General features: G+C 73.5%; 24 protein-coding genes. 7 read left to right on the top strand and 17 right to left on the bottom strand.

The window, feature by feature from the left end; translation table 11 throughout:
* Positions 1 to 2 precede the first annotated feature (2 nt).
* The 5 genes from pdxS to ASG76_RS18095 all read right to left on the bottom strand — a co-directional run bounded on the left by pdxS (position 3) and on the right by ASG76_RS18095 (position 3,862).
* The gene (gene pdxS / locus ASG76_RS18075; protein WP_056606882.1) at positions 3 to 935 is read right to left on the bottom strand and encodes a pyridoxal 5'-phosphate synthase lyase subunit PdxS; all 933 of its coding nucleotides are present in this window, start codon (positions 933 to 935) and stop codon (positions 3 to 5) included.
* Between the two features lie 78 nt (positions 936 to 1,013).
* Positions 1,014 to 1,637: a phosphatidylinositol phosphate synthase gene (pgsA, locus tag ASG76_RS18080; protein ID WP_056606885.1), complete on the bottom strand. Its 624-nt coding sequence runs from the start codon at positions 1,635 to 1,637 to the stop codon at positions 1,014 to 1,016.
* Positions 1,638 to 1,646: 9 nt separating this feature from the next.
* Entirely contained in the window at positions 1,647 to 2,351 is a 705-nt protein-coding gene (locus ASG76_RS18085) for a class I SAM-dependent methyltransferase (protein ID WP_082587664.1), read from the bottom strand.
* A 10-nt stretch (positions 2,352 to 2,361) separates the two neighbouring features.
* Positions 2,362 to 3,150, bottom strand: a complete 789-nt coding sequence (locus ASG76_RS18090; RefSeq protein ID WP_082587665.1) for an inositol monophosphatase family protein — start codon at positions 3,148 to 3,150, stop codon at positions 2,362 to 2,364.
* Positions 3,151 to 3,364: 214 nt separating this feature from the next.
* Positions 3,365 to 3,862 (bottom strand): HIT family protein, encoded by a 498-nt coding sequence (locus tag ASG76_RS18095; RefSeq protein ID WP_056606892.1) that lies wholly within the window; start codon positions 3,860 to 3,862, stop codon positions 3,365 to 3,367.
* A 23-nt stretch (positions 3,863 to 3,885) separates the two neighbouring features.
* On the opposite strand from ASG76_RS18095, the gene ASG76_RS18100 reads away from it, so the two are divergent.
* Together ASG76_RS18100 and ASG76_RS18105 are read left to right on the top strand one after the other, a co-directional pair.
* Positions 3,886 to 4,371: a GNAT family N-acetyltransferase gene (locus tag ASG76_RS18100; protein WP_056606895.1), complete on the top strand. Its 486-nt coding sequence runs from the start codon at positions 3,886 to 3,888 to the stop codon at positions 4,369 to 4,371.
* Between the two features lie 50 nt (positions 4,372 to 4,421).
* Positions 4,422 to 4,805, top strand: a complete 384-nt coding sequence (locus ASG76_RS18105) for a hypothetical protein (protein WP_157559196.1) — start codon at positions 4,422 to 4,424, stop codon at positions 4,803 to 4,805.
* 116 nt (positions 4,806 to 4,921) lie between these two features.
* On the opposite strand, the gene ASG76_RS18110 is transcribed toward ASG76_RS18105, so the two are convergent.
* The 4 genes from ASG76_RS18110 to ASG76_RS18125 form a co-directional block, all read right to left on the bottom strand.
* Positions 4,922 to 6,076 (bottom strand): MalY/PatB family protein, encoded by a 1,155-nt coding sequence (locus ASG76_RS18110; protein ID WP_056606902.1) that lies wholly within the window; start codon positions 6,074 to 6,076, stop codon positions 4,922 to 4,924.
* Positions 6,077 to 6,083: 7 nt separating this feature from the next.
* Positions 6,084 to 8,069: a threonine--tRNA ligase gene (gene thrS / locus ASG76_RS18115; RefSeq protein ID WP_056606906.1), complete on the bottom strand. Its 1,986-nt coding sequence runs from the start codon at positions 8,067 to 8,069 to the stop codon at positions 6,084 to 6,086.
* Positions 8,070 to 8,185: 116 nt separating this feature from the next.
* Positions 8,186 to 8,533: a response regulator transcription factor gene (locus ASG76_RS18120; protein WP_162254138.1), complete on the bottom strand. Its 348-nt coding sequence runs from the start codon at positions 8,531 to 8,533 to the stop codon at positions 8,186 to 8,188.
* A 26-nt stretch (positions 8,534 to 8,559) separates the two neighbouring features.
* A complete protein-coding gene (locus ASG76_RS18125) occupies positions 8,560 to 9,597 on the bottom strand; it encodes a PAS domain-containing protein (protein WP_157559197.1) in 1,038 nt (345 codons plus the stop codon).
* Between the two features lie 167 nt (positions 9,598 to 9,764).
* Between ASG76_RS18125 and ASG76_RS18130 the strand changes: the two genes are divergently transcribed.
* From ASG76_RS18130 to ASG76_RS18145, 4 genes are read left to right on the top strand one after another with little or no spacing between them, the layout of a single operon-like run.
* A complete protein-coding gene (locus ASG76_RS18130) occupies positions 9,765 to 10,871 on the top strand; it encodes a glycosyltransferase (RefSeq protein WP_056606916.1) in 1,107 nt (368 codons plus the stop codon).
* A complete protein-coding gene (locus tag ASG76_RS18135) occupies positions 10,868 to 11,974 on the top strand; it encodes a glycosyltransferase (protein WP_235529739.1) in 1,107 nt (368 codons plus the stop codon). The genes ASG76_RS18130 and ASG76_RS18135 overlap by 4 nt, the downstream gene beginning before the upstream one ends.
* A complete protein-coding gene (locus ASG76_RS18140) occupies positions 11,971 to 12,984 on the top strand; it encodes a glycosyltransferase (protein WP_056606919.1) in 1,014 nt (337 codons plus the stop codon). Before ASG76_RS18135 ends, ASG76_RS18140 begins: the two co-directional genes overlap by 4 nt.
* Positions 12,981 to 13,787: a glycosyltransferase family 2 protein gene (locus tag ASG76_RS18145; protein WP_056606922.1), complete on the top strand. Its 807-nt coding sequence runs from the start codon at positions 12,981 to 12,983 to the stop codon at positions 13,785 to 13,787. Before ASG76_RS18140 ends, ASG76_RS18145 begins: the two co-directional genes overlap by 4 nt.
* 10 nt (positions 13,788 to 13,797) lie before the next feature.
* On the opposite strand, the gene ASG76_RS18150 is transcribed toward ASG76_RS18145, so the two are convergent.
* A complete protein-coding gene (locus tag ASG76_RS18150) occupies positions 13,798 to 14,736 on the bottom strand; it encodes an SDR family NAD(P)-dependent oxidoreductase (RefSeq protein ID WP_056606925.1) in 939 nt (312 codons plus the stop codon).
* Positions 14,733 to 15,815 carry a YihY/virulence factor BrkB family protein gene (locus tag ASG76_RS18155; protein ID WP_056606930.1) on the bottom strand — a complete coding sequence of 361 codons (1,083 nt, stop codon included), beginning with the start codon at positions 15,813 to 15,815 and terminating at the stop codon, positions 14,733 to 14,735. The genes ASG76_RS18150 and ASG76_RS18155 overlap by 4 nt, the downstream gene beginning before the upstream one ends.
* Before the next feature lie 157 nt (positions 15,816 to 15,972).
* Here ASG76_RS18155 and ASG76_RS18160 point away from each other — a divergent pair, with 157 nt between their 5' ends.
* Complete coding sequence (locus tag ASG76_RS18160; protein ID WP_056606933.1) at positions 15,973 to 16,560, top strand: hypothetical protein; 588 nt, start codon at positions 15,973 to 15,975, stop codon at positions 16,558 to 16,560.
* A gap of 37 nt (positions 16,561 to 16,597) precedes the next feature.
* Here the strand turns inward: ASG76_RS18160 and idi are convergent, their stop codons facing one another.
* Genes idi through ASG76_RS18190 form a run of 6 tightly spaced genes read right to left on the bottom strand, consistent with a single transcriptional unit; the run spans position 16,598 to position 21,819 of the window.
* Positions 16,598 to 17,152 (bottom strand): isopentenyl-diphosphate Delta-isomerase, encoded by a 555-nt coding sequence (gene idi, locus ASG76_RS18165; protein ID WP_056606935.1) that lies wholly within the window; start codon positions 17,150 to 17,152, stop codon positions 16,598 to 16,600.
* Entirely contained in the window at positions 17,149 to 18,192 is a 1,044-nt protein-coding gene (locus ASG76_RS18170; protein WP_056606937.1) for an NAD(P)/FAD-dependent oxidoreductase, read from the bottom strand. The genes idi and ASG76_RS18170 overlap by 4 nt, the downstream gene beginning before the upstream one ends.
* Entirely contained in the window at positions 18,185 to 18,727 is a 543-nt protein-coding gene (locus ASG76_RS18175; RefSeq protein ID WP_157559198.1) for an isoprenylcysteine carboxyl methyltransferase family protein, read from the bottom strand. Before ASG76_RS18175 ends, ASG76_RS18170 begins: the two co-directional genes overlap by 8 nt.
* Positions 18,724 to 19,788, bottom strand: coding sequence for a type III polyketide synthase (locus ASG76_RS18180; RefSeq protein ID WP_056606940.1), 1,065 nt, complete (start codon positions 19,786 to 19,788; stop codon positions 18,724 to 18,726). The genes ASG76_RS18175 and ASG76_RS18180 overlap by 4 nt, the downstream gene beginning before the upstream one ends.
* Positions 19,789 to 19,798: 10 nt before the next feature.
* Positions 19,799 to 20,995 (bottom strand): NAD(P)/FAD-dependent oxidoreductase, encoded by a 1,197-nt coding sequence (locus ASG76_RS18185; protein WP_056606942.1) that lies wholly within the window; start codon positions 20,993 to 20,995, stop codon positions 19,799 to 19,801.
* A complete protein-coding gene (locus ASG76_RS18190) occupies positions 20,992 to 21,819 on the bottom strand; it encodes a UbiA family prenyltransferase (RefSeq protein WP_056606945.1) in 828 nt (275 codons plus the stop codon). Before ASG76_RS18190 ends, ASG76_RS18185 begins: the two co-directional genes overlap by 4 nt.
* Positions 21,820 to 21,986: the final 167 nt, after the last annotated feature.

Here is a 21,986-nt window from a genome sequence, read left to right on the forward strand (position 1 = left end):
GACTACCAGCCGCGCTCGGCGAGGCGGTGCGGCTGCGGGATCTCGTCGACGTTGATGCCGACCATGGCCTCGCCGAGGCCGCGCGACACCTTGGCGACCACGTCGGGGTCGTCGAAGAACGTCGTGGCCTTGACGATCGCCTCGGCACGCTCGGCCGGGTTGCCGGACTTGAAGATGCCCGAGCCGACGAAGACGCCCTCGGCGCCGAGCTGCATCATCATCGCCGCGTCGGCGGGGGTGGCGATGCCGCCCGCGGTGAAGAGCACGACCGGGAGCTTGCCCGCGGCGGCGACCTCCTTGACCAGCTCGTAGGGGGCCTGCAGCTCCTTGGCCGCGACGTAGAGCTCGTCCTCGCTCATGCCGTGCAGGCGGCGCAGCTCGCCGCCGATCGTGCGCATGTGCATGACGGCGTTGGACACGTCGCCGGTGCCTGCCTCGCCCTTGGAGCGGATCATCGCCGCGCCCTCGGTGATGCGGCGCAGCGCCTCGCCGAGGTTGGTCGCACCGCACACGAACGGGACGGTAAACTTCCACTTGTCGATGTGGTTGGCGTAGTCGGCCGGGGTCAGCACCTCGGACTCGTCGATGTAGTCGACGCCGAGGGACTGCAGGACCTGCGCCTCGGCGAAGTGGCCGATGCGGGCCTTGGCCATCACCGGGATCGACACGGCCTCGATGATCGAGTCGATCATGTCCGGGTCGCTCATGCGCGACACGCCGCCCTGGGCGCGGATGTCGGCGGGGACACGCTCCAGCGCCATCACGGCGACGGCGCCGGCGTCCTCGGCGATCTTGGCCTGCTCGGCGGTGACGACGTCCATGATGACGCCGCCCTTGAGCATCTCGGCCATGCCGCGCTTGACGCGGCTCGTGCCGTGCTCGACGGGGGTCTCGGGAGACGTCTGGGAGGGCGTCTGGGGGGTGTGCTCAGCCATGGCCCAATCGTAGTGCGGGCTCATCCCAAAGGATGCACCGGGCCGGGCCCTCGACCAGGCCCTCGATCAGGCCACCGCTCAGGCCTGCGCGGCCGCCCGCGCGAGCGCCTGACGGCGTACGACCCAGACGCGCTGCACGACCGTCACGGTGGCGGCCACGGCCAGCGCCCACAGCGCGACGTCGAGCAGGATCCAGAGGTCGAGCACGTCGGCGAAGAAGGCCGGGACGAGCATGCCGACGAGGCGGTCTGGCCGCTCGGCGATGCCGACCTTGGCGTCGTAGTGGAGGTGGTCGGCCTTGGCGCGGGCGTACGACGTCACCGCGCCCATGACCAGGATGACCAGGCACAGCACGAGGTAGAGGTGGCTCTCGCGCTGCCAGGCGAAGAAGAGCGCCAGGCCGGCGAACAGCGCGCCGTCGGCGATGCGGTCGAGCGTGGAGTCGAGGAAGGCGCCGAAGTCGTCGGTGCGACCGGTCTTGCGGGCCATGGCGCCGTCGATGAGGTCGCTGAAGACGAACGCGGTGATGAACAGCACGCCCTCCCACACCATCCCGCGCGGGAAGAAGAACAGCGCCCCGAAGCTCACCCCGAGGGTGCCGACCAGCGTCACCACGTCGGGACTGATGCCCAGTCGGACGAAGAGGTTGACGAAGGGGGCGAGCATGACGCCCTGCCAGAACTGCTTGAACCTGTCGAGCACGGCCGCAGGCTACCGGTCGCGCTGCTCGACCGGACGCGCACGGAAGGCGAAGGCCATGTAGGACAGGTCGCCGATGACCCGCGCCACGACCCGGGAGGTGCGGGGGAACCGGGCGTTGCCCATCGCCACGACGGGCACGAAGGTGTCGACCTCGTAGCCCGCGGAGGCGAAGAGGTCGTGCGCGCTGGAGCGCGTGAAGAACCGCAGGTGGGTGCGGTCGAGGAGCCCGGAGTCGACGTAGTCGAAGCGCCCGCGCAGGGCGAGGTCGACGAGGAACGGCAGGTGCCGGACGTTGGGCAGCTCGCCCACGATGACGCCACCCGGGGCGAGGCGCTCCCGCGTGACCCGCAGCGCCTGCCACGGGTCGACCATGTGCTCGAGGACGTGGTTGAAGCTGACGCAGTCGAACGTGCCCGGCACGTCGTCCAGCGCGTCGGGGTAGAAGCCCTGCGCGACGCCGGTCAGCCGGGTCGCCGCGGTCTGGGCGTCGAGGTCGTGCGGCTCGACCCCCCAGACCTCGCGACCCTCGCGCCGGGCCATCAGGGCCGCCCCGAAGGAGCCGTCGTTGCAGCCCACGTCGAGGACGCGCGCGGCAGTGGGCGGGACGAGGTCGGCGACGTGGGTGCGCGACTCGGACCAGTACGGCGAGTCCACGCCCTGGAAGGCCTCGGTCACCGGCCGGTCGGGATCGGGACGGGCCGCTCGATCGGTCATGGCCCGAACCCTAGTGTGCCGGCGGCCGGGTCCCGAGCAGCGCTGCCCGGACGTCGTCGACCGCCTCGGCCGCACCCGTGACGGTCCAGTCGACGCCGGCCGCGCGGACGACGACCGAGTGGCCCCCCGCGCCCCGGACGATCGCCGCGCCCGGGAGCCGGTCCCAGTCGGCGACCGAGTGCTGGAACAGCACGTCCCACTGACCCGACGCGATCGCCATGCAGTCCATCGTCCCCGAGCCGAGCATCCGCAGCGTGCCGACCTCACCGAGGGCGCGCGCGAACGCCTCGCCCACCTCGCTGGCGTAGAACGGCGGGTGCAGGTAGGTCACGGCGCAACGTGCCTCGCGAGGGGTCGCGGGCAGGGGCGCGAGCGGCGTACGGTCGCAGGTGCTGGGCAGGTCGGGGCCACCCACCCACGTGCGCAGGGACGCGGGGTGGTGCACCGCGCCGAGCAGCACGTCGGCCTCGTCGTGGAGCGCGATCGCGCTGCACCACCAGTCGCTGCCGCGGGAGAAGTTGTAGGTGCCGTCGACGGGGTCGATCACCCAGGTGCGACCCGAGGTGCCGGGTCGCGAGGTGCCCTCCTCCCCCACGATCGCGTCGTCGGGACGCTCCGCGGCGAGCTGCTGGACGATGAGCCGCTCGGCCGCGGTGTCGGCCTGGGTGACGATGTCTGAGGCGCTGGTCTTCTGCTCGATGTCCAGGCCCTCGGCGCGGATGCGCGCCGCGAGGAGACCGGCCTCGCGCACCAGGTCGGCTGCGAGGGCGGCGTCGGCGGCCAGGCGGGCGTCATCCATGCCCGCCACGGTAGTGCGCAGGCGTAGTGTGGCAAGACGGAGCCAACCAGGCTTCCGATGCAGGGAGCGCCCGATGAGCGACAAGTCGCCACGGCAGGGAATGTCCAAGAAGTCAGGCAAGTCGATCAAGGAGAAGCGTGCCGACAAGCACGCGAAGGCCGACGCAGCCAAGCAGGTGGTCCCGGAAGCGCACCCGCAGCGCAAGAAGTGAGTCTCAGGCGTCGGCCCAGGCCGCCGCGATCAGCGCGCGGGTGTCCTCCAGGAGCTGGGGCAGCATCTTGGTGCCGCCGACGACGGTGATGAAGTTGGCGTCGCCGGTCCACCGCGGCACCACGTGCTGGTGCAGGTGCTCGGACAGCGAGCCGCCCGCCGACCGACCGAGGTTGAGCCCGACGTTGAAGGAGTGCGGCCGGCTCACGGCGCGGATGGCGCGCAGCGCGTGCTGGGTCATCGTCATCACCTCCGACGCCTCCGCCTCGGTCAGGTCGGTGAGGTCGGCGACGTGGCGGTAGGGCAGCACCATGAGGTGTCCGGGGTTGTAGGGGTGGAGGTTGAGCACGACGTAGGTCGACTCGCCCCGTGCCACGACCAGCGACTCCTCGTCCGGGTGGTGCGGGATCGCGCAGAAGGGGCAGCCCTCGTCGTCGACCGCAGTGCGGACGTAGGCCATCCGGTGGGGGGTCCAGATCCGCTCGAGGCCGTCGTCACTCATGCCAGCGATCCTAGGGTGGCCCCATGACCTCGATCCGACCGGCCACGGACGCCGACATGGGCCCCGTCGCCGACCTGTGGCACCAGGGCTGGCACGACGGCCACGCCGGACACGTGCCGGAGGGCCTGACCGCGGCGCGGACGCTGACGGCGTTCCACGAGCGCACGCCGTCGAGGGTGGCCGACACGAGCGTCGCGGTGGACGACGCGGGCGAGCTGCTGGGCTTCGTGATGGTCGTGGGCGACGAGGTGGAGCAGGTCTTCGTCACGCCGGGCGCCAGGGGCACCGCGACCGCGGCCGACCTGCTGGCCGAGGCGGAGCGCCAGGTGTTCGCGGCGGGTCACGAGGAGGCGTGGCTCGCGGTCGTCGCCGGCAACGCCCGGGCGCGCCGGTTCTACGACAAGCACGGCTGGCGCGACACCGGCGACCTCCCCTACGAGGTCGTGGCGGGCGGGGCGACGTACGTGTCGCCGTGCCGGAGGTACGTCAAGCGGCGGGCGGCGTCGTGACCGGGATCGTCGAGCACGTCCGGCCCGCGTCTCGAGTCGTCGCGGGGGCGGTGTCTGCATCCCTGCTCCTCGTGCTCGCCGGGTGCTCCAGCGCAGACCCCCTCGCCGGCCCGGACTGCGTGAGCCCGTTCCACTTCGACGGTCGCGAGTACCGCATCGGGCCCGGCCCTCCGGACGTCGACCGCGTGAAGCCGGGCGCGCGGCTGGGCGAGGGCGCGAGCGAGTCGTGCGACCAGTACTTGCCGGGAGTCCGCAGTGGTGGCGACGAGCTGACCGAGAGCGTGCCGGTCTTCCGCTTCCCTCGCGTGCCGCCCGAGCAGGCGATCGTGCTGAAGCGCATCCACGGCCCGGCCGCGGTCCTGCTCGCGTGGGAGAAGCCGGCCGGTGGGTGGGACCCGCACCTGAGGGCGTGGCTGGGCAAGGGCCGGCGCTAGCGTCCCCTCGACGGCCGCGAGACCTTGTGCGGTGTCCTTGGTGCGGCAGCCGCACCGCCATCACCGCACTGTGGTTGCGATCCCCGGATATCCGGGGATCGCGACGAGGCGGACCCTCAGGTCCAGGCGTGCGCGAGGCGTCGTACGGCCTCGGTCAGCCGCTCGGGAGACGTGGCGATGTTGAGCCGGACGTGGCCGGTGGTGCCGGGGGCGTAGGACTCCCCCGGGCTGACCATGACCCGCCCGCGCTGGAGCGCGACGCCGGCGGCGTCGTCGTGGCCGTAGGCCGAGGCGTCGAGCCAGGCGAGGTAGGTCGCCTCGAGGGGGCGCATGCGCACCTCGGGCAGTTGGGCGGCGAGCAGGTCGGTGAGCAGGGCGCGCTGCTGGTCGAGGCGCTCGACGAGGGAGGCGAGCCAGCCGTCGCCCCGGTCGTACGCCGCCCGCGCGGCGACCATGCCCAGGGGCGAGTAGGAGTCGTTGCGCGACATGGGCTGGTCGACCAGGCGCAGCTGGTCGGCCGGGTCGGGGACGACCACCTGCGCGCAGCGCAGCCCGGCCGTGTTGAAGGCCTTGGACGCCGCGACCACCGCCACGGCGTGGTCGTGGGTGCCCTCGATGGCGAGGTAGGAGACGTGCTCTGCACCGGGGAGCACGAGGGGCGCGTGGATCTCGTCGCTGACCACCCGCGCGCCGTGGCGCAGCACCACGTCGCGGATGCCCTCGAGCTCGGCGCGCGTGAACACCCGGCCCCACGGGTTGTGCGGCTGGGTCAGCAGCAGCGTCTGCGCGCCCTCGGCGAAGAGCCGGTCGAGGCGGTCGAGGTCGATCTCCGCGCGCTCGGCCGACGCTGGCACCTCGAGGAGGTGCTCGGCGCGACCGGTGACGCGGGCCAGGCCGTGCTGGGCGTTGTAGCCCGGCGTCGGGAAGACCACGCCGCCCGGGCCGCTGAACACGTCGATCGCGAGGCGTACGCCGGCGGTGACGTCGACCACCGGGTGCACCGCGCGGGGGTCGGGCGCCCACCCGAAGTGCCGCGCCGACCACGCGGCGTAGGACTCCGCGAGGCCCGCGTCCCAGCCGAACGGCGGGTAGCCGGTGATGCCGTCGGCCAGGACCTGCTGCACCGCACCGAGGACCTCGGGGTCGACGGCGTAGTCCATCTCGGCCACCCACGCCGGCAGCACGCCCTCGGGCACGCCCCACTTCAGGGGCAGCTTGAGGCGTGCCTCCTCGTCGGTGAGGTCGACGATCGGTCGGCGGTCGGCGTCCACCTGCAGGTCAGACCTGCTCGCGCGAGGCCACCGCACGCGTGACGCGCTCGATCGCCTCGTCGAGGGGCACGCCGTTGTCCTGGCGCCCGTCGCGGTAGCGGAAGGAGACCGCGCCGGCCTCGATGTCGTCGTTGCCGGCGATCATCATGAACGGCACCTTCTGCAGCTGCGCGTTGCGGATCTTCTTCTGCATCCGGTCGTCGGAGTCGTCCACCTCCACGCGCAGGCCCTGCGCCTTCATCCGGCGCGCGACGTCGTGGAGGTAGTCGGCCGCGAAGTCGGCGACCGGGATCGCCTGCACCTGGACCGGGGCGAGCCAGGGCGGGAAGGCGCCGGCGTAGTGCTCGACCAGGACCCCGAGGAAGCGCTCGATCGACCCGAACTTGGCCGAGTGGATCATCACCGGCTGCTTCCGGGTGCCGTCGGCGGCCTGGTAGGTCAGGTCGAAGCCCTGCGGCTGGTTGAAGTCGTACTGGATGGTCGACATCTGCCAGGTGCGCCCGATCGCGTCCTTGGCCTGCACCGAGACCTTGGGGCCGTAGAACGCGGCGCCGCCCGGGTCGGGCACGAGCTCGAGGCCGGACTCCTCGCAGGCGACCCGCAGCACCTCGGTCGCGGTGTCCCACTGCTCCTGCGAGCCGACGAACTTGTCGGGCTTGGAGTCGTCGCGCGTCGACAGCTCGAGGTAGAAGTCGTCGAGGCCGAAGTCGCGCAGCAGCCCCAGCACGAAGTCGAGCAGGTGCTTGATCTCGCCGGGCGCCTGCTCCTCGGTGACGTAGGAGTGGGAGTCGTCCTGGGCGAAGCCGCGCACGCGGGTCAGGCCGTGGATCACGCCGGACTTCTCGTAGCGGTAGACGTGCCCGAACTCGAAGAGCCGCAGCGGCAGCTCGCGGTAGGACCTGCCGCGCGAGCGGTAGATCAGGTTGTGCATCGGGCAGTTCATGGCCTTGAGGTAGTAGTCCGCGCCCTCGAACTCCATCGGCGGGAACATCGTGTCCTTGTAGTAGGGCAGGTGTCCCGAGAGGTGGAAGGTCCCCTCCTTGGAGATGTGGGGGGTGCCGACGTAGTCGAAGCCCTCCTCGATGTGCCGGCGGCGGACGTAGTCCTCCATCTCGCGCTTGATGACGCCACCCTTGGGGTGGAAGACCGGCAGGCCGGAGCCGATCTCGTCGGGGAAGGAGAACAGGTCGAGGTCGCGCCCGAGCTTGCGGTGGTCACGCTTCTCGGCCTCGGCGATCCGCTCGAGGTGGGCCTCGAGCGCCTCCTTGGACTCCCACGCGGTGCCGTAGATGCGCTGGAGCTGCTTGTTCTTCTCGTCGCCGCGCCAGTAGGCCGCGGCGCTGCGCATAAGCTTGAAGGCCGGGATGCGCTTGGTCGTGGGCAGGTGGGGACCGCGGCACAGGTCGGACCACTTGGCCTCGCCGCTGCGGCCGATGTTGTCGTAGATCGTCAGCTCGCCGGCACCGACCTCGACGCTCGCGCCCTCGGTGTCGGCCGCGCCCGAGCCGCCCTTGAGGCCGATCAGCTCGATCTTGTAGGGCTCGTCCTTGAGCTCGTCGAGCGCGTCGGCGTCGGTGGTGACGCGGCGCTCGAACCGCTGGTTCTCCTTGATGATCTTGCGCATCGCGGACTCGATCTTGACCAGGTCCTCCGGCACGAACGGGGTCTCCACGTCGAAGTCGTAGTAGAACCCGTTGTCGATCGGGGGTCCGATGCCGAGCTTGGCCTCGGGCCAGATCTGCTGCACCGCCTGCGCCATCACGTGGGCGGTCGAGTGCCGCAGGATGTCGCGGCCGTCGGCGCTGTCGATGGCCACGGCCTCGACCTCGTCGCCGTCGGCGAGCTCGTAGGCGAGGTCCTTGAGCTGGCCGGCGACGCGCGCTGCCACCACGTCGGTGTCGTCGCGGAAGAGCTCCCACGCCTTGGTGCCCGTCGTGACCGTGGTCTCCGCACGCTGACCGGCGTGGATGCGGACGACCTGGATGTCGGGCACGGGAGTCTCCTTCAGGAGGTGGGGAACGGTGCGACGGATGTCCCCGCGATGCTATCGGCCGCCAGACTGGTCCCTCACCCCGGTTTCGCTCGAGGACCCCGGCGACAGATGAGGACTCAGAGGGCTTCGACCAGGGTGACGAGCTCGGAGAGCCGCCCGCCCTTCTGGACGTAGTGGTCGGCACCCGCCCGCATCGCGTCCTCGGCCATGGTGGAGTCGCCGAAACCGGACAGGATGACGACGCGAGCTCCGGGTGAGGCTTCGCGAATCAGCGGCAGGGCCTGCAGCCCGTCCATCCGGGGCATGGCGATGTCAAGGATCACGACGTCGGGCTGCAGGTCGCGGGCCTTCTCCACCCCGTCCAGGCCGTCGACGGCCTCGCCCACGACCTCCAGGCCTTCGGCTCGTTCCATGAAGAGCGTGAGCACTTCCCGCAGCTCTTCCGCGTCGTCGACGATCAGCACGCGACGGGTGCTCGTGTCCCTCACTGTCACCGGATCGCCTTCGCGTCGGGCGGTGGGGCGACGTCGGAGGACAGGCCAGCAGGTGAGCTCCGGACCAGGTCGCCCGGCCTCAGCGGGCCCCCACCGATCGGTTGCAGCAGGTCACCCATCATGTCTCGCGCCGCAGCCATGGTGCGCGCGAGGTGGCTGGCAGCGCGCTCGACGTCGCCCAGCTCCAACGCGTACGTCGCCGCCGCGAGCCCCTGCACGACACTGTCGTTCAGCTCGAGGGCCTGCCTCCGGTTCATCCGGGTCTCGACCATCTGCGTGGCGAGTCGCTCCCGCTCGTCCTCGGCACGCACCCTCTCGGTGATGTCGATGCACGTCCCGCGAAGACGGAGGGGTGTCCCCGACGCGTCCATGAGGACCTGGCCGTTGGAGGCGAGATGGCGGATCTCGCCGTCGGGTCGGACGATCCGTTCGACCATCTGGTAGGGCTCACCCGTGCGGTAGGCCTCTTGGTGGACCGCCATGATCCGCTCCCGGTCGTCGGGGTGCACCATCTCGAGAAAGCGCTCGTAGCTGGCGTTGAACGACTGCGGCTCGTATCCGTAGATCCGGTAGAGCTGGTCGGACCAGCGGTTGGTGTTGCTCGCGATGTGCCAGTCGTAGTCCCCCATGTCGGCAAGGTGTTGGGCGTTGCCCACGCGCGCCACCAGGTCGTCGTAGGCCTCCTGGACCTGGTGGCGCACCAGGGCGATGTCCAGGGCGGCGAGCGCCGGCTCGAGCGCGTCACTGCTCACCGGCCCGTCATCCCAGGCGAAGACCAGCGTTCCGGCGTCCCCTGGGAGATCGTGGTGGGTGACCCACTCGCGACGGTGGTCATGCCACGAGGCTGGGAGCGTCAGGCTGCCGTCCTGCTGGCGTGGCAGCAGCGCCACCTCTGCAGCACTGCCGAAGGCACGCAGCGCGGCGTCGAGGACCTCGCCCTGATCCGCTGCACGCCAGAAGTCGGCGATGATGCGGGCCAAGTCGTTCACATCGTTCGGCGGCATGCTGGAACTTTCTCGGAGGTCCTTCCACACCGTCGCACAGCCAAAGGCCGTGCGCCGGTGGCCCCCACTTCCGGCGACAAGGTCTCATGCCCGAGCCCCCGCGGTCCAGCACCTCCAGACCACGCTGCGCCACGGCTCCCACACCCGGCAGGGTGGGGGGCGCGGTGCTCCGCACGTCTTCGGGGTACTGCGCGCGCATGACGCTTGCCCAACGTCGGCACTCGCCGACCTCCGCCGCACCGCTCACCATCGCGTCGGTGCCCTCCGGTCACGTCTACGTACGCCACCTCGCGCCCCTCGTCGGCACCGGCTCGCGACGCCTGCCCGACCCGCAGCCGGGCCGCCCCGACCGCCCCGCCGGCGCCACCTGGTGGCCCCCGGTCATGCTCGACCCCGACTGGGCGCGCGAGGCGGACTTCGACGTGTTCCACCTGCACTTCGGCTTCGACGCGTGCCCGCCCGAGCAGCTCGACCTGCTCACCCGCGTGCTGCGCGGACGGGGCAAGCCGTTCGTGTTCACCGTGCACGACCTGCGCAACCCCCACCACCGCGACCGCAGCCTGCACGACGCGCAGCTCGAGGTGCTGGTGGGCGCCGCCGACGCCGTGCTCACGCTGACGCCCGGTGCGGCGCGCGAGATCGACGAGCGTTGGGGCCGCACCGCGACCGTCGTCCCGCACCCGCACGTCGTGGACTTCGCGACGATGACCCGTGCGCTCGAGGTGCGCCCGCTGTGGCGCAACCGGCCGTTCCGGGTCGGCCTGCACCTCAAGAGCCTGCGCGCCAACATGGACCCGATGCGGATCCTGCCCACCTTGGTGGACACCGTCGCGGGGCTCGACGAGGCGGTGCTGCAGGTCAACTGCCACCGCGACATCCTCGACACCGACGGTGCCAAGCACGACGCGGAGCTGTCCGCCTGGTTGCGCGGCCAGGCAGACGCCGGCCGCCTCGAGCTCGAGGTGCACGACTACTTCTCCGACGACGACCTCTGGGCCTACCTGGCCTCGCTGGACCTCTCCGTGCTGCCCTACACCTTCGGCACGCACTCGGGCTGGCTGGAGGCGTGCCGCGACCTGCAGACGACGGTGCTGGCGCCCACCTGCGGCTTCTACGCCGAGCAGGGGCCGATCCTGAGCTACACCAACGACGGCGACACCTTCGACGCCGACTCGCTGCGCGACGCGGTCGTGCGCGCGCACACCGAGCGCCCCCGCTGGGGCGCGAGCATCGACGAGCGCACCGAGCAGCGGCGCGAGGTGGCCCGGCAGCACGAGGAGCTCTACGCGGGGCTGTCCAGGTGAGAGCCGAGCAGGTGACGCCCGGCCACGCCCGCGACGCACTGCGGATCTGCCTGGTCGCCAACAGCCGCTTCCCGATCGTCGAGCCCTTCACCGGCGGCCTGGAGTCGATGACCTGGCACCTGGCTCGCGAGCTGACCCGCCGTGGCCACGAGGTCGCCGTCTTCGCCGCCCCCGGCTCCGACCCGGCGCTCGGCGTCGTGGAGCTGGAGGTCGACGCGCTGCCGGAGCACCCGGGTCGCCGCGACGTCGACGCGCCGCCGTCCGTCGAGCTGGCCGAGCACCACGCCTACCTCTCCCTCATGCTCGACCTCGCCGGTCGACCGGGCGAGCGGTTCGACGTGCTGCACAACAACAGCCTCCACTACCTCCCCGTCGCGATGGCGCGCGCGCTGCCGATGCCGGTGCTCACCACGCTGCACACGCCGCCCCTGTGGTGGCTGGAGTCCGCGGTGCGCCTCGACCGCGGCTCGAGCTCTTTCGCTGCGGTGTCGCAGCACACCGCCGAGGCGTGGTCGCCGATCACCCGCAGCACCTGCGTGCTCAACGGCATCGACGTCGGCCGGTGGCCCGCGGGCCCCGGCGGCAGCGCCGCGGTGTGGTCGGGCCGGATGGTCGCGGAGAAGGCGCCGCACCACGCGGTGCTGGCCGCGCGCCGTGCCGGCATCCCGATCGTGCTGGCCGGGCCGGTCCTCGACACGGACTACTTCCGCGCGGAGGTCGAGCCGCTGCTCGGCCACGGAGCGACGTACGCCGGCCACCTCGGGCAGGCCGACCTGGCCGCGCTGGTCGGCGGCTCGGCGGTCGCCGTGGTGACCCCCGCCTGGGACGAGCCCTACGGCCTGGTCGCCGCCGAGGCGCTCGCGTGCGGCACGCCGGTGGCCGCCTACGCACGCGGCGGCCTCCCGGAGGTGCTGTCGCGCGACACCGGCCGGCTCGCACCCGGCGGGGACCTCGACGCGCTCGCCCGCGCGATCGGCGAGGCCGCCACCCTCGACCGCGGTCGCTGCCGCGCCCGCGCCGTGGAGGCGCTGTCGCTCACACGCATGGTCGACGACTACGAGGACGCCTACGTCCGGCTGCTGGGGCGCAGGCTCGCGGCGTGATCGGCCACTACGTCCACCACCACGGCAGCGGGCACCTGCAGCGCGCCAGGACCCTCGCGCCACACCTGCCCGGACCGGTCACCGGCCTGTCCTCGCTGCCACGCCCCGACGGCTGGCAGGGGCCCTGGGTGCAGCTGCCGCGTGACGACTCCGCGCCGTCCTACGCCGGCGCCGACACCACCGCCGGGGGCCTCCTGCACTGGGTGCCGCGCGGCGACCGCGGACTGCGCGACCGGATGGCCGTGGTGGCGGCGTGGATCCGCGAGCACGAGCCGGCCGCCCTCGTGGTCGACCAGTCGGTGGAGGTGGGCGTGCTCGCCCGGCTGCACGGAGTGCCGGTGGTCGCGTTCACCGCACCGGGACGGCGTACGGACCCGCCCCACCTGCTCGGCTTCGGCGCCGCGGAGGCCGTGGTCGGCGCGTGGCCGCAGGGATGGACGCCGCGGCTGCTGCCCGGCGACCCGGTGCCCGCTGACCGGGTGCACGCCGTGGGCGCCGTGTCGCGGCTCCCGGTCGCGTCCGGGACCGCTCCGCGCCCGGCCGCAGGGCGGCGCCGGCACGCCGTGCTGCTCGCCGGGACCGGTGGCGACGGCTTCACGCCCGCCTCCGTGGCCCTGGCACAGGAACAGACGCCTGACTGGGAGTGGACGGTGCTGAGCCGCACCCTCGGCACCTGGCACCCCGACCCCGCCGCCGTCATCGCCTCGGCCGACGTCGTGGTGCTCCACCCCGGCCAGAACGCCCTCGCCGAGGTCGCCGCGCTGCGTCGCCCCGCAGTCGTCGTGCCGGCGCCGCGACCCTTCGACGAGCAGCACGTCACCGCCGCCGCCCTCTCCGACGGCTGGCCCGCGGTCGTGGCCGAGCCGGTCCCCGAGCGCGGCTGGGCAGGCGTCCTCGACGAGGCCGCCCGCCTCGACGGCCGTGAGTGGGCCCGCTGGTGCGACGGCGGTGCGCCCCAGCGCGTGGCCGAGGTCGTCGCGTCGGTCGTCGGGCGGGACCGGGCGGCATGACCGCGCGCCCCGGCACCGCTGTCGTGACCGTCGCCCACGGGCGGCACGACCACCTCGACCGCCAGCGCGAGTCGCTCGCTGCGTCGACCACCCGCTTCGACCACGTCGTCGTCGCGATGGACGACCTCGTGCTCGCGGCTGCCGAGTGGTGCAGCGCGGCCCTGCCCGCCACTCCGCTCGGGCTGCCGCTGGCAGCGGCGCGCAACCGCGGCGCCGAGGTCGCGCTCGCCCGGGGCGCGACGACGCTCGTGTTCCTCGACGTGGACTGCCTCGTCTCCCCCACCCTGCTCGAGGGCTACGCCGCCGCGGTCGCCGACGAGCCCGCGACCGTCTGGTCCGGGCCGGTCACCTACCTCGACCCGCCCCCGGCCGAGGGCTACGACCTCACCGACCTGCCGCGGCTCGACGACCCACACCCCGCACGCCCGGCTCCGGAGCCCGGCGTCCGCGTGCACGACGCCGACCCCGACCTGTTCTGGTCGCTGTCGTTCGCGTGCTCGGCCGACGCGTGGCGGCGCACGGGTGGCTTCTGCGAGGACTACGTCGGCTACGGGGGCGAGGACACCGACTTCGCGCGGGTCGTCGTCGGTGCCGGCCTCGACCTGGGATGGGTCGGTGCGGCGCGCGCCTTCCACCAGTGGCACCCGGTCTCACGGCCGCCGGTCGAGCACGTCGCCGACATCGTGCGCAACGCCGAGGTGTTCCGCGGTCGCTGGGGAGCCACCCCGATGCTCGGCTGGCTGCAGGCGTTCGAGGAGCGCGGGCTGGTGCGCCGCGAGGGCGGGCGCTGGGTCGTCGCCTGAGCGGTGCGGCTCAGCCGCGCCGCCGCCTCAGCACCTCGGCGACGTTGGCGCGCATCGCCCCCACCGGGTTGCGGTGCCCGCCTCGCAGCCGGTTGTGCTCCTGGCGCGACGCCAGCACGTTGCCGGGCCCGCGGACCACCGGGGCCACGAGGTCCTGCGCCACGACCTGGAACAGCGGCCCCACGAGCCGGTCGTAGACCCAGGGCAGGGCGGTGAAGCCGAAGCGGATCACGTCGTTGGACAGGCCCACCTGGCCGCCGCGCCACGGGCGGTCGGCGACGGTCAGCACCCGCCTCGCCACCCGCTCGGGGCCGTCGACCGGGATCGGCGGCATGCCCACCGAGTCGCCGTACGTCGCTGCCTGCCGGTAGATCGGGGTGTCCACGCCGCCGGGGGCGACGTAGCCGAAGCGCACGCCGGGGCGGTCGCGGTTGTCGACGCGCAGCTGGCGCACCAGCGCGCGCACGCCCCACTTGCTCAGCACGTACGCCGCCATGTCCGGCACGCTGATGTGGCCGATCAGCGACCCGACGAGCACCAGGGCGCCGTCGTCCTGGTCGCGCAGGACGGGCAGCACGTGGCGGGCCAGGTTGACCGACCCGAGCAGGTTGGTCGCGACCACCTGGTCGAAGACGTCGACCGGGACCTCGTCGATGCGACCGTAGGCCACCACCCCGGCTGAGCCGACGACCACGTCGAGCCTTCCCAGCGCGGCCAGCGCGGCGGCCACGGCGGCCGCGACCTGGTCGTCGTCGCTCATGTCGGCGGGGGCGACGAGGGTGGACCCGGCGCCGGCCCGTTCACAGTCGGCGGCGACCCGCTCGAGGGCCTCCCGGCCGCGCGCGACCAGCACGACGTGGTCGCCGCGCGCTGCGGCCTGCAGCGCGACGGCCTCGCCGATGCCGCTGGAGGCGCCGGTCACCAGGACGACGCGGGGGCCTGCGCTCACCGGGCGTCCCTGTCGTCGTCGTGGTGGTCGAGGGAGCCGTCGGTGTCGCTGTCCGCACCCGCGGTCTCGCGCAGGCGCCGTCCGCGCAGCACGTCGGCGCGGTCCTTCTTCGCTGCCTTGTCGATGGTGCGGGTGTCGCGCGGCGGGAGCTGGATCTCCTCCTCGGCCGGCATCCCGGCCTGCAGCTCGCGGCCACGCTCCAGCTCGGCGTCGAGCTCGGCGCCGAAGAGCAGCGCGAGGTTGGTGATCCAGAGCCACAGCAGGAAGACGACGACGCCGGCCAGCGAGCCGTAGGTCTTGTCGTAGGAGCTGAAGTTGGCCACGTAGAGGCCGAAGGCCGCCGAGGCGGCGATCCACACCACGATGGCGACGCCGGCGCCGACGCTGATCCAGCGGAACTTCGGCTGCTTGACGTTGGGCGTGGCGTAGTAGAGCAGGGCCACGATGAAGACCACCACGAGCAGCATCACGGGCCACTTGGCGATGTTCCACACGGTGACGACGCTCGAGCCGAGCCCGATGGCGTTGCCGACCGCGTCCGCGGCCGGCCCGGTGACGACGAGTCCGAGCGCCACCACGGCGACCAGCACGACCGTCACCAGCGTGATGAGCAGCATCAGCGGGCGCAGCTTCCAGAAGGGGCGGCCCTCGTCGATCTCGTAGACCCGGTTCATGCCGCGACCGAAGGCGCCGACGTAGCCGGACGCGGACCACAGCGCGGCGGCCAGCCCCAGCACGAGCCCGAGGCCGGCGCCCTGGCTGGCGCTCAGCTGGAGCAGGGTCGGCTCGAGGGTGTTGGCGGCGCTGCCCGCGCCGATGTCGCGCAGGATGCCGAGCAGGGTGGTGACGGTCTGGCGGCCGTCGCCGACCAGCCCGATGATCGACAGCATCGCCAGGGCGGCGGGGAACATCGCCAGGACGGCGTAGTAGGTCAGCGCGGCGGCCAGGTCGGTGCACTGGTCGTCGGAGAACTCGCGCACCGTCTTGCGCAGGACGTAGGTCCAGGACGGCTTGGTGAGGTCCTTCGGCGAGTCGGGCTTGTCGGCGCGTTCATGGGTCGTGGTCGAGGCTCGGTCCATGCGCCCCCGTACCCACCCGCGCGCGGTTCACCGGCGTGACGGGACCTTGGACCCCCGGACTGGGTGGCCATCGCCCCATCCGGTGCCCCTGCGCGCGTCCATAGCCTCTGGAGCGAGGCGGGAGACGACCCAGACTCCCCCAGACGGAAGGCACATCATGCGCGTGGTACTCGACAAGCTGATCTCCTGGACGGGGCTGGCGCTCGCCGTCGTGCTCCTCATCGCAGGCGGGCTCCTCACCTGGGCCAACGTCTTCATCGGTGACCAGGTCAAGGACCAGCTCACGATGCAGGACATCACGATGCCCGAGGGTGACGCCCTCGGCAGCGTCCCGAAGGCGGATGCCAGCGCCCTGGAGAAGTACGCCGGCAGCGCGCTCGACACCGGCCCCGAGGCCCGCGCCTACGCCGACCACTACATCCTCGCCCACATGAACGCCGCCAGCGACGGTCGCACCTACGAGGAGGTCAGCGGCGAGTTCCTCGCGCTGGACGACCAGGCCAAGGCGAGCGAGGAGGGCCAGGCCCTGGCCGGCCTGCGCCAGACGCTCTTCATGGGCAACACGCTGCGTGGCCTGCTGCTCTACGGGTACGCCTTCGCCACCGTCGGCACGATCGCCGGCTACGCCGCCCTCGCCGCCTTCATCGGCGGCCTGGTCCTGCTGGCCCTGGTGCAGCTCGGCCTCCGGCACGCACGCCGGGTCGAGAAGACCCCCGCCCTGCAGGCCCAGGCGGTCCCCGCCTGAGGCGAGGACACACTGCAGGCGGGGCGGGCCCGGCCGGTCACTGACCGGCCGAGGAGGCCGCGGGCGCGGCAGCCAGGTCGGCCGGCAGCTGCGCGACCTGCTCGCGGCACCACACCGACACCTCGCGCGTGCCCGAGAGGACGTCGCCGCGGAACGCCGCCCACGGCTCCCACCGCACCTCGGCCACCTCGTCGGGGTGCGGCGCGACGTCGCCGTCCACCGAGCCGACGTACACCGGGCACATCTCGTTCTCCACGACCCCGTCCTGCTCGGCGCGGTAGCGGAAGCGCGGCAGCACCAGGCGCAGGTCGACGACCTCGGCGCCGAGCTCGTGCGCCACGCGACGGCGTACGGCGTCGTCGAGGGGCTCGTCCGGGGCCGGGTGGCCGCAGCAGCTGTTGGTCCACACGCCCGGGAAGGTGCGCTTGTGCAGGGCGCGCCGGGTGACGAGCACCGCGCCGTCTGCGTCGAGGAGGTAGCAGGAGAACGCGAGGTGGAGCGGGGTGTCGCCGTGGTGCACCTCCGCCTTGTCGGCGGTGCCGATCGCGCGGCCCGCCTCGTCGAGCAGCACCACGGACTCCGCCGGCGTCATGCGGGCACCTCGATCGGCCGGGCGAGCTGGTTGACCGCAGTGGAGAACACCCACGGCAGCCGCTCGGCGGCGGGCACCAGCAGGCGGCGCACCACCGGACGGCCCGTGGCCGCGAGCAGGGCGTGGGTCAGGGCCTCCTGGCGCCGGCCGATCCGGCGGGCCTGCTGCTCGTAGTGGTCGGGCCTGCCCGCGGCCAGGCACGCCACGGCGGCACGCGCCTGCGCGAGCCCGAGGGCGATGCCCTCCCCCGTCAGCGCGTCGACGTAGCCCGCGGCGTCGCCCACCAGCAGCACCCGGCCGCTCGCGCGGGCGCGCACGCGCTGGCGCAGCGGCCCCGCGCCGCGGACCCGCGTGCGCTCGCCCACCAGGCGCTCGCGCAGCACCGGGAAGCCGGCCAGGGCGTCGTCGAAGTCCTGGCCTGCGTCGGTGAGGATCGCGACGCCGACGAGGTCGTCGTCGACGGGTGTCACGTAGGCCTCGGCGTGCGCCGACCAGTGCACCTCGACGAACGGCGACCACGGCTGCTGCCGCACGTGGCACCGCAGCCCGAAGCGGCGACGGCCACCACGGGCGTCGTCGTCGAGCCCGAGCAGGCGACGCGTGGGCGAGTGGAGGCCGTCGGCGGCCACGAGGTAGCGGGCCCGCTCGCCGTCGACCTCGACGTGGTCGGCGCGCGGGCGGACGTCGCGGACCGGCCGGGCCTCCACGGGGACGCCGGCCGCGGCCAGCTGATCGGCGAGCGCGGCGTGCAGCACGGTGCGTCGTACGCCGCGCCCGGGGCCGGCGTCGAAGCGGGCCGACACACCGGGGCCGGCACCGTCGGCGCTGAGGTAGCGGATCCCGGCGATGTCGTGCCCGCGCGGTGCCACCCCCAGTGCCGCGAGCTCGGCCACGGCGCCGGGCATCAGGCCCTCGCCGCACGCCTTGTCGATGGGGCCCGGCCGGGGCTCGCGCACCACCACGTCGAGCCCGGCCCGGTGCGCGTGCAGGGCCGCGGCCATCCCGACGGGGCCGCCGCCGGCCACCACGAGGTCACGCACGCGCGGCCTCCGTGGTCGGGGGCAGCGTGGCCAGGGCGGCGTCCTCGGCGCGGATCCGCACCGCCAGCAGGCCGGCGTTGAGGACGGTGAAGACCGCTGCGGTGATCCAGCCGGCGTGCACGAGCGGCAGGGCGCAGCCCTCGACGACGACCGCGACGTAGTTGGGGTGCTTGAACAGCGCGTAGGGGCCGCTGGCGACCGGGGCCAGGCCGGGCACGACGATCACGCGGGTGTTCCAGCGCGGGCCGAGCGTCGTGATGCACCACCAGCGCAGCGCCTGCGAGGCCACGACCAGGGCGAGCATCGACCACGCCAGCAGCGACGGCACGTCGGGCCGGCGCAGCCACGCCTCGGCCAGAGCTCCGGCGAGCAGGCCGGTGTGCAGGACGACCATGAAGGGGTAGTGGCCGCGGCCGGACTCCACTCCGCCGCGCTCCATGCTCCAGTCCGCGTTGCGCTTCGACACGACCAGCTCGGCGAGGCGCTCCAGCCCGACCAGGGCCACCAGCACCGTGAAGGCGACCAGCGTCGTCACGACGCGGCCTTCAGCAGCACCAGCTCGGAGCAGAAGCCGGGACCCATCGCCAGGAGCATGCCGTAGGAGCCGGGCGTCGGCGGACGCTCAGCCAGGGTCTTCTCGAGCACGTGGAGCACCGAGACCGACGAGAGGTTGCCGACGTCCGCCAGCGACTCCCACGTGAGGGCGACCGCGTCGCGGGGCACCTCGAGCGCCGCCTCCAGGGCCTCGATGACCTTGGGACCGCCCGGGTGGCACACCCACCACCCGATGTCGTCGCGGGTGAGGTCGTGGTCGGCGAGGAAGACGTCGACGTCGGCGCGCAGGTAGCGCTCGACCAGGCTCGGCACGGCCGCGTCCAGCACGATCCGCAGGCCGGTCGCGGCGACGTCGAAGCCCATCGTGCGCTCGCTGTCGGGGTAGAGCCGGCTGCGCGAGTCGAGCACGTGCACGGCGCCGTCCGGGCCACCTTGCTGGGCCTGACCCACCGCCACGACGGCCGCGGCACCGTCGCCGAACAGGCCGCTCGCGACGAGGTTGGGCACCGACACGTCGTCGCGCTGGAGCGTGAGAGAGCACAGCTCGGCGGCCACGAGGACCGCGGTCTGGCCGGGGCGCCCCAGCAGGTAGTCGTGGACGCGCGCGATGCCCGCCGCCCCCGCGACGCAGCCGAGACCGACGAGCGGGACGCGTCGCACGTCCTCGCGCAGGCCCACCACCCCGGCGATGCGGGCGTCGAGCGACGGCACGGCCAGACCGGTGACCGTGGCGGTGACGATGAGGTCGACGTCCGACGGCGTCATGTCGGCGGCCTTCAGCGCGTCGACCAGCGCGCGCGAGCCGAGCTCGACGGCGTGCTCGATGAACAGGTCGTTGGTCTGCCCGAAGTCGCGCAGGTCGGCGTAGTCCTCGAGCGGCAGCACGGTGTGGCGGCGCTCGACGCCGGCGTTGCGGTGGAACCGCCTCAGCAGGGCGTGGTCGACGCTGCGCTGGGAGATGACCTCGGAGAACGCCTCGGTGATCTCGTGCTGGGGGTGGGAGTGGGTCGGCAGCGCGCTGCGGACGGTGCGGATCTTCATGGTGTCTCCATCATGGGCGGATCGAGGGTGGCCGGGCCACGTCGGTGCCGCGGACCAGGCTGCGCGCCAGGCCCGTCGCGAGGCGGGTGTCGATGCGGCCGTCCCCCAGGCCGAGCTCGACGAGGGTGTCGAAGACCCGCTGGTCGCGGGCGGCCGCGCGGATGCCCGCGTCGACGACGGCAGGTGAGCGGGACAGCCGGGAGGCGGTCCAGGTGTGCTTGAGGTGCGTGCCGAGCACGCGTCGTACGCCGCGGCGGTGCAGGTCGCCGGCCGCCTCGGGGCGGCCCTCGGCCAGGCAGCGTGCCGCCGTGCGGCCGGCCGCGATGCCGGTGGCGACGGCGTAGTAGATGCCCTCGCCGGTCAGCGGGTTGACCAGCCCGGCGGCGTCGCCGACCAGCAGCACCCGGCCCGACGGCTGGTGCCAGCGCCAGCCGCTGAGCGGGAGGTGGTGGCCGAGCCAGCCGGTGCCGCCTGTCGCGGCGCCGGGGATGAGGGCCTCGAGCTGGTCGAGGAGGAGCTGCCGGCTCGGCGCCCCGCCCCGGCCGGGACCCGGCAGCAGCTCGCCGTAGCCCACGTTGGCGTAGCCGTCGCCGCGGTCGAAGGCCCAGGCGTACGACGGCTGGCTCCGCTCGCCGTAGCGGATCACCTGGCGACCGCGCAGCTCCGGCGGGGTGGGGGCGTAGCCGCGCAGCGCGATGGCGCGATCCTGGCGGCGCCGACCGAGCAGGGCGGCGCGCACGAGCGAGTGGGCGCCGTCGGCACCGACGACGACGTGCCCGGCGATCGTGCCCGACACCAGGGCCGGCGTGCCGGGCGGGCCGTCGCCGGTGACGGACGTCGCGCGGTGGCGGCGCAGGACTGCGCCCGCGGCGACGGCGCGCTCGACGAGGCGCGCGTCGAAGACCTGGCGCGGCACGACCCGCACGTCACGGCGCATGGTGCCCTCGACGCGGGCGTCGCCGCGGGCGAGCTCGAGGCGGCGCAGCGGCGCCCAGTCGTCGACCACGTCGCCGGCCCCCACCTCGGCGAGCGCGTCCAGCACGTGGGGAGCGATCCCGTCGCCGCACGACTTGTCACGGGGGAAGTCGCGCCGGTCGAGCAGGAGCACGCGCAGGGCCGGGTCCGCGGTGAGCGCGCCCAGCGCAGCGGCCGACCCGGCCGGACCGGCGCCGACGACCACGAGGTCCCACTGCTCCGGCGTCGTCACCGGACCGCCACCAGCACCGTCGCGTCGACCAGCGCGATCGCGACGGCCGCAACGAACGGCACGCGGCCGCGGGCGGCGACCACGAGGACGACCAGCACCGTGACGAGCACCGCGACGCCGACGGCAGTCGCGCCGGACGCGGACGACCCGACCAGCGCGACCGCCGAGGCGAGCGCCAGCACGACGCCGGCGACAGGCGCGATCCGGCGCGGCCCGAGCCGGTGCGGCAGGCCCCGCACGCCGGTGGCGAGGTCGTCGTCGACGTCGGGCAGCACGTTGACGAGGTGGGCACCGACGCCCAGCAGCGCGGCCCCCACCGGCCACCACCACGGCGGCAACGCTCCGTCGGCCAGGGCGACGAACACGGTGAGGCCGCCGAACGCGCCGGCGTAGGGCACCCACGACCACAGGGTCGACTTCAGGCCGAGGTTGTAGGCCCACCCGCAGGCCACGCAGCCCAGGTGCACGAGACCGGCGAGGAGGCCGACCGCGAGGGAGAGCACCACGGCGAGGAGCACCGCGAGGCCGCAGGCCACCTTCACGGCCCCCACCGGGGCGGCGTCCGCGGCCAGGGGCTTGTCGACCCGCGCGCTGGCGCGGTCGCGGTCCCGGTCGACGAGGTCGTTGCTCCACCCGATCGAGAGCTGTCCGGCGAGGACGGCCAGCACGACGTGCGTCGCGCGGCCGGGGGCCAGGCCCTGCGCCCCGGCCAGCAGCGCGGCCAGCACGGTCACCGCCACGGTCGGCCCGAGGTGCGCGGCGCCCAGGAGGTCACCCACCGCACCGCGCGCGACGGCACGCCGCGCCGCCAGTCCTGTGGTCATACCGATCCCTTCGTCCCGAGCGCACCTGCCGCGACGCTACCCCCGGGCTGGTACCCACCCACGGCCCGAGCCGCGTGCTGGTCCAGCCCCCCGCGGATTTCACCTCCGGCCTGCCCGCACCTGTGACAGGCTGCGCCCTGTGCCTCGAGACGGTCGGGCACACCCGC

The sequence above is a fragment of the Nocardioides sp. Soil774 genome (assembly GCF_001428125.1).
Taxonomy (GTDB): Bacteria; Actinomycetota; Actinomycetes; order Propionibacteriales; family Nocardioidaceae; genus Nocardioides.

Bases quoted from the DNA above. Each gene is read 5' to 3' on its own strand.
- pdxS (WP_056606882.1), bottom strand. From the start codon at position 935: ATGGCTGAGCACACCCCCCAGACGCCCTCCCAGACGTCTCCCGAGACC.
- ASG76_RS18085 (WP_082587664.1), bottom strand. From the start codon at position 2,351: ATGACCGATCGAGCGGCCCGTCCCGATCCCGACCGGCCGGTGACCGAG.
- ASG76_RS18090 (WP_082587665.1), bottom strand. From the start codon at position 3,150: ATGGATGACGCCCGCCTGGCCGCCGACGCCGCCCTCGCAGCCGACCTG.
- ASG76_RS18095 (WP_056606892.1), bottom strand. From the start codon at position 3,862: ATGAGTGACGACGGCCTCGAGCGGATCTGGACCCCCCACCGGATGGCC.
- ASG76_RS18100 (WP_056606895.1), top strand. From the start codon at position 3,886: ATGACCTCGATCCGACCGGCCACGGACGCCGACATGGGCCCCGTCGCC.
- ASG76_RS18130 (WP_056606916.1), top strand. From the start codon at position 9,765: ATGACGCTTGCCCAACGTCGGCACTCGCCGACCTCCGCCGCACCGCTC.
- ASG76_RS18145 (WP_056606922.1), top strand. From the start codon at position 12,981: ATGACCGCGCGCCCCGGCACCGCTGTCGTGACCGTCGCCCACGGGCGG.
- ASG76_RS18155 (WP_056606930.1), bottom strand. From the start codon at position 15,815: ATGGACCGAGCCTCGACCACGACCCATGAACGCGCCGACAAGCCCGAC.
- ASG76_RS18160 (WP_056606933.1), top strand. From the start codon at position 15,973: ATGCGCGTGGTACTCGACAAGCTGATCTCCTGGACGGGGCTGGCGCTC.
- idi (WP_056606935.1), bottom strand. From the start codon at position 17,152: ATGACGCCGGCGGAGTCCGTGGTGCTGCTCGACGAGGCGGGCCGCGCG.
- ASG76_RS18180 (WP_056606940.1), bottom strand. From the start codon at position 19,788: ATGAAGATCCGCACCGTCCGCAGCGCGCTGCCGACCCACTCCCACCCC.
- ASG76_RS18190 (WP_056606945.1), bottom strand. From the start codon at position 21,819: ATGACCACAGGACTGGCGGCGCGGCGTGCCGTCGCGCGCGGTGCGGTG.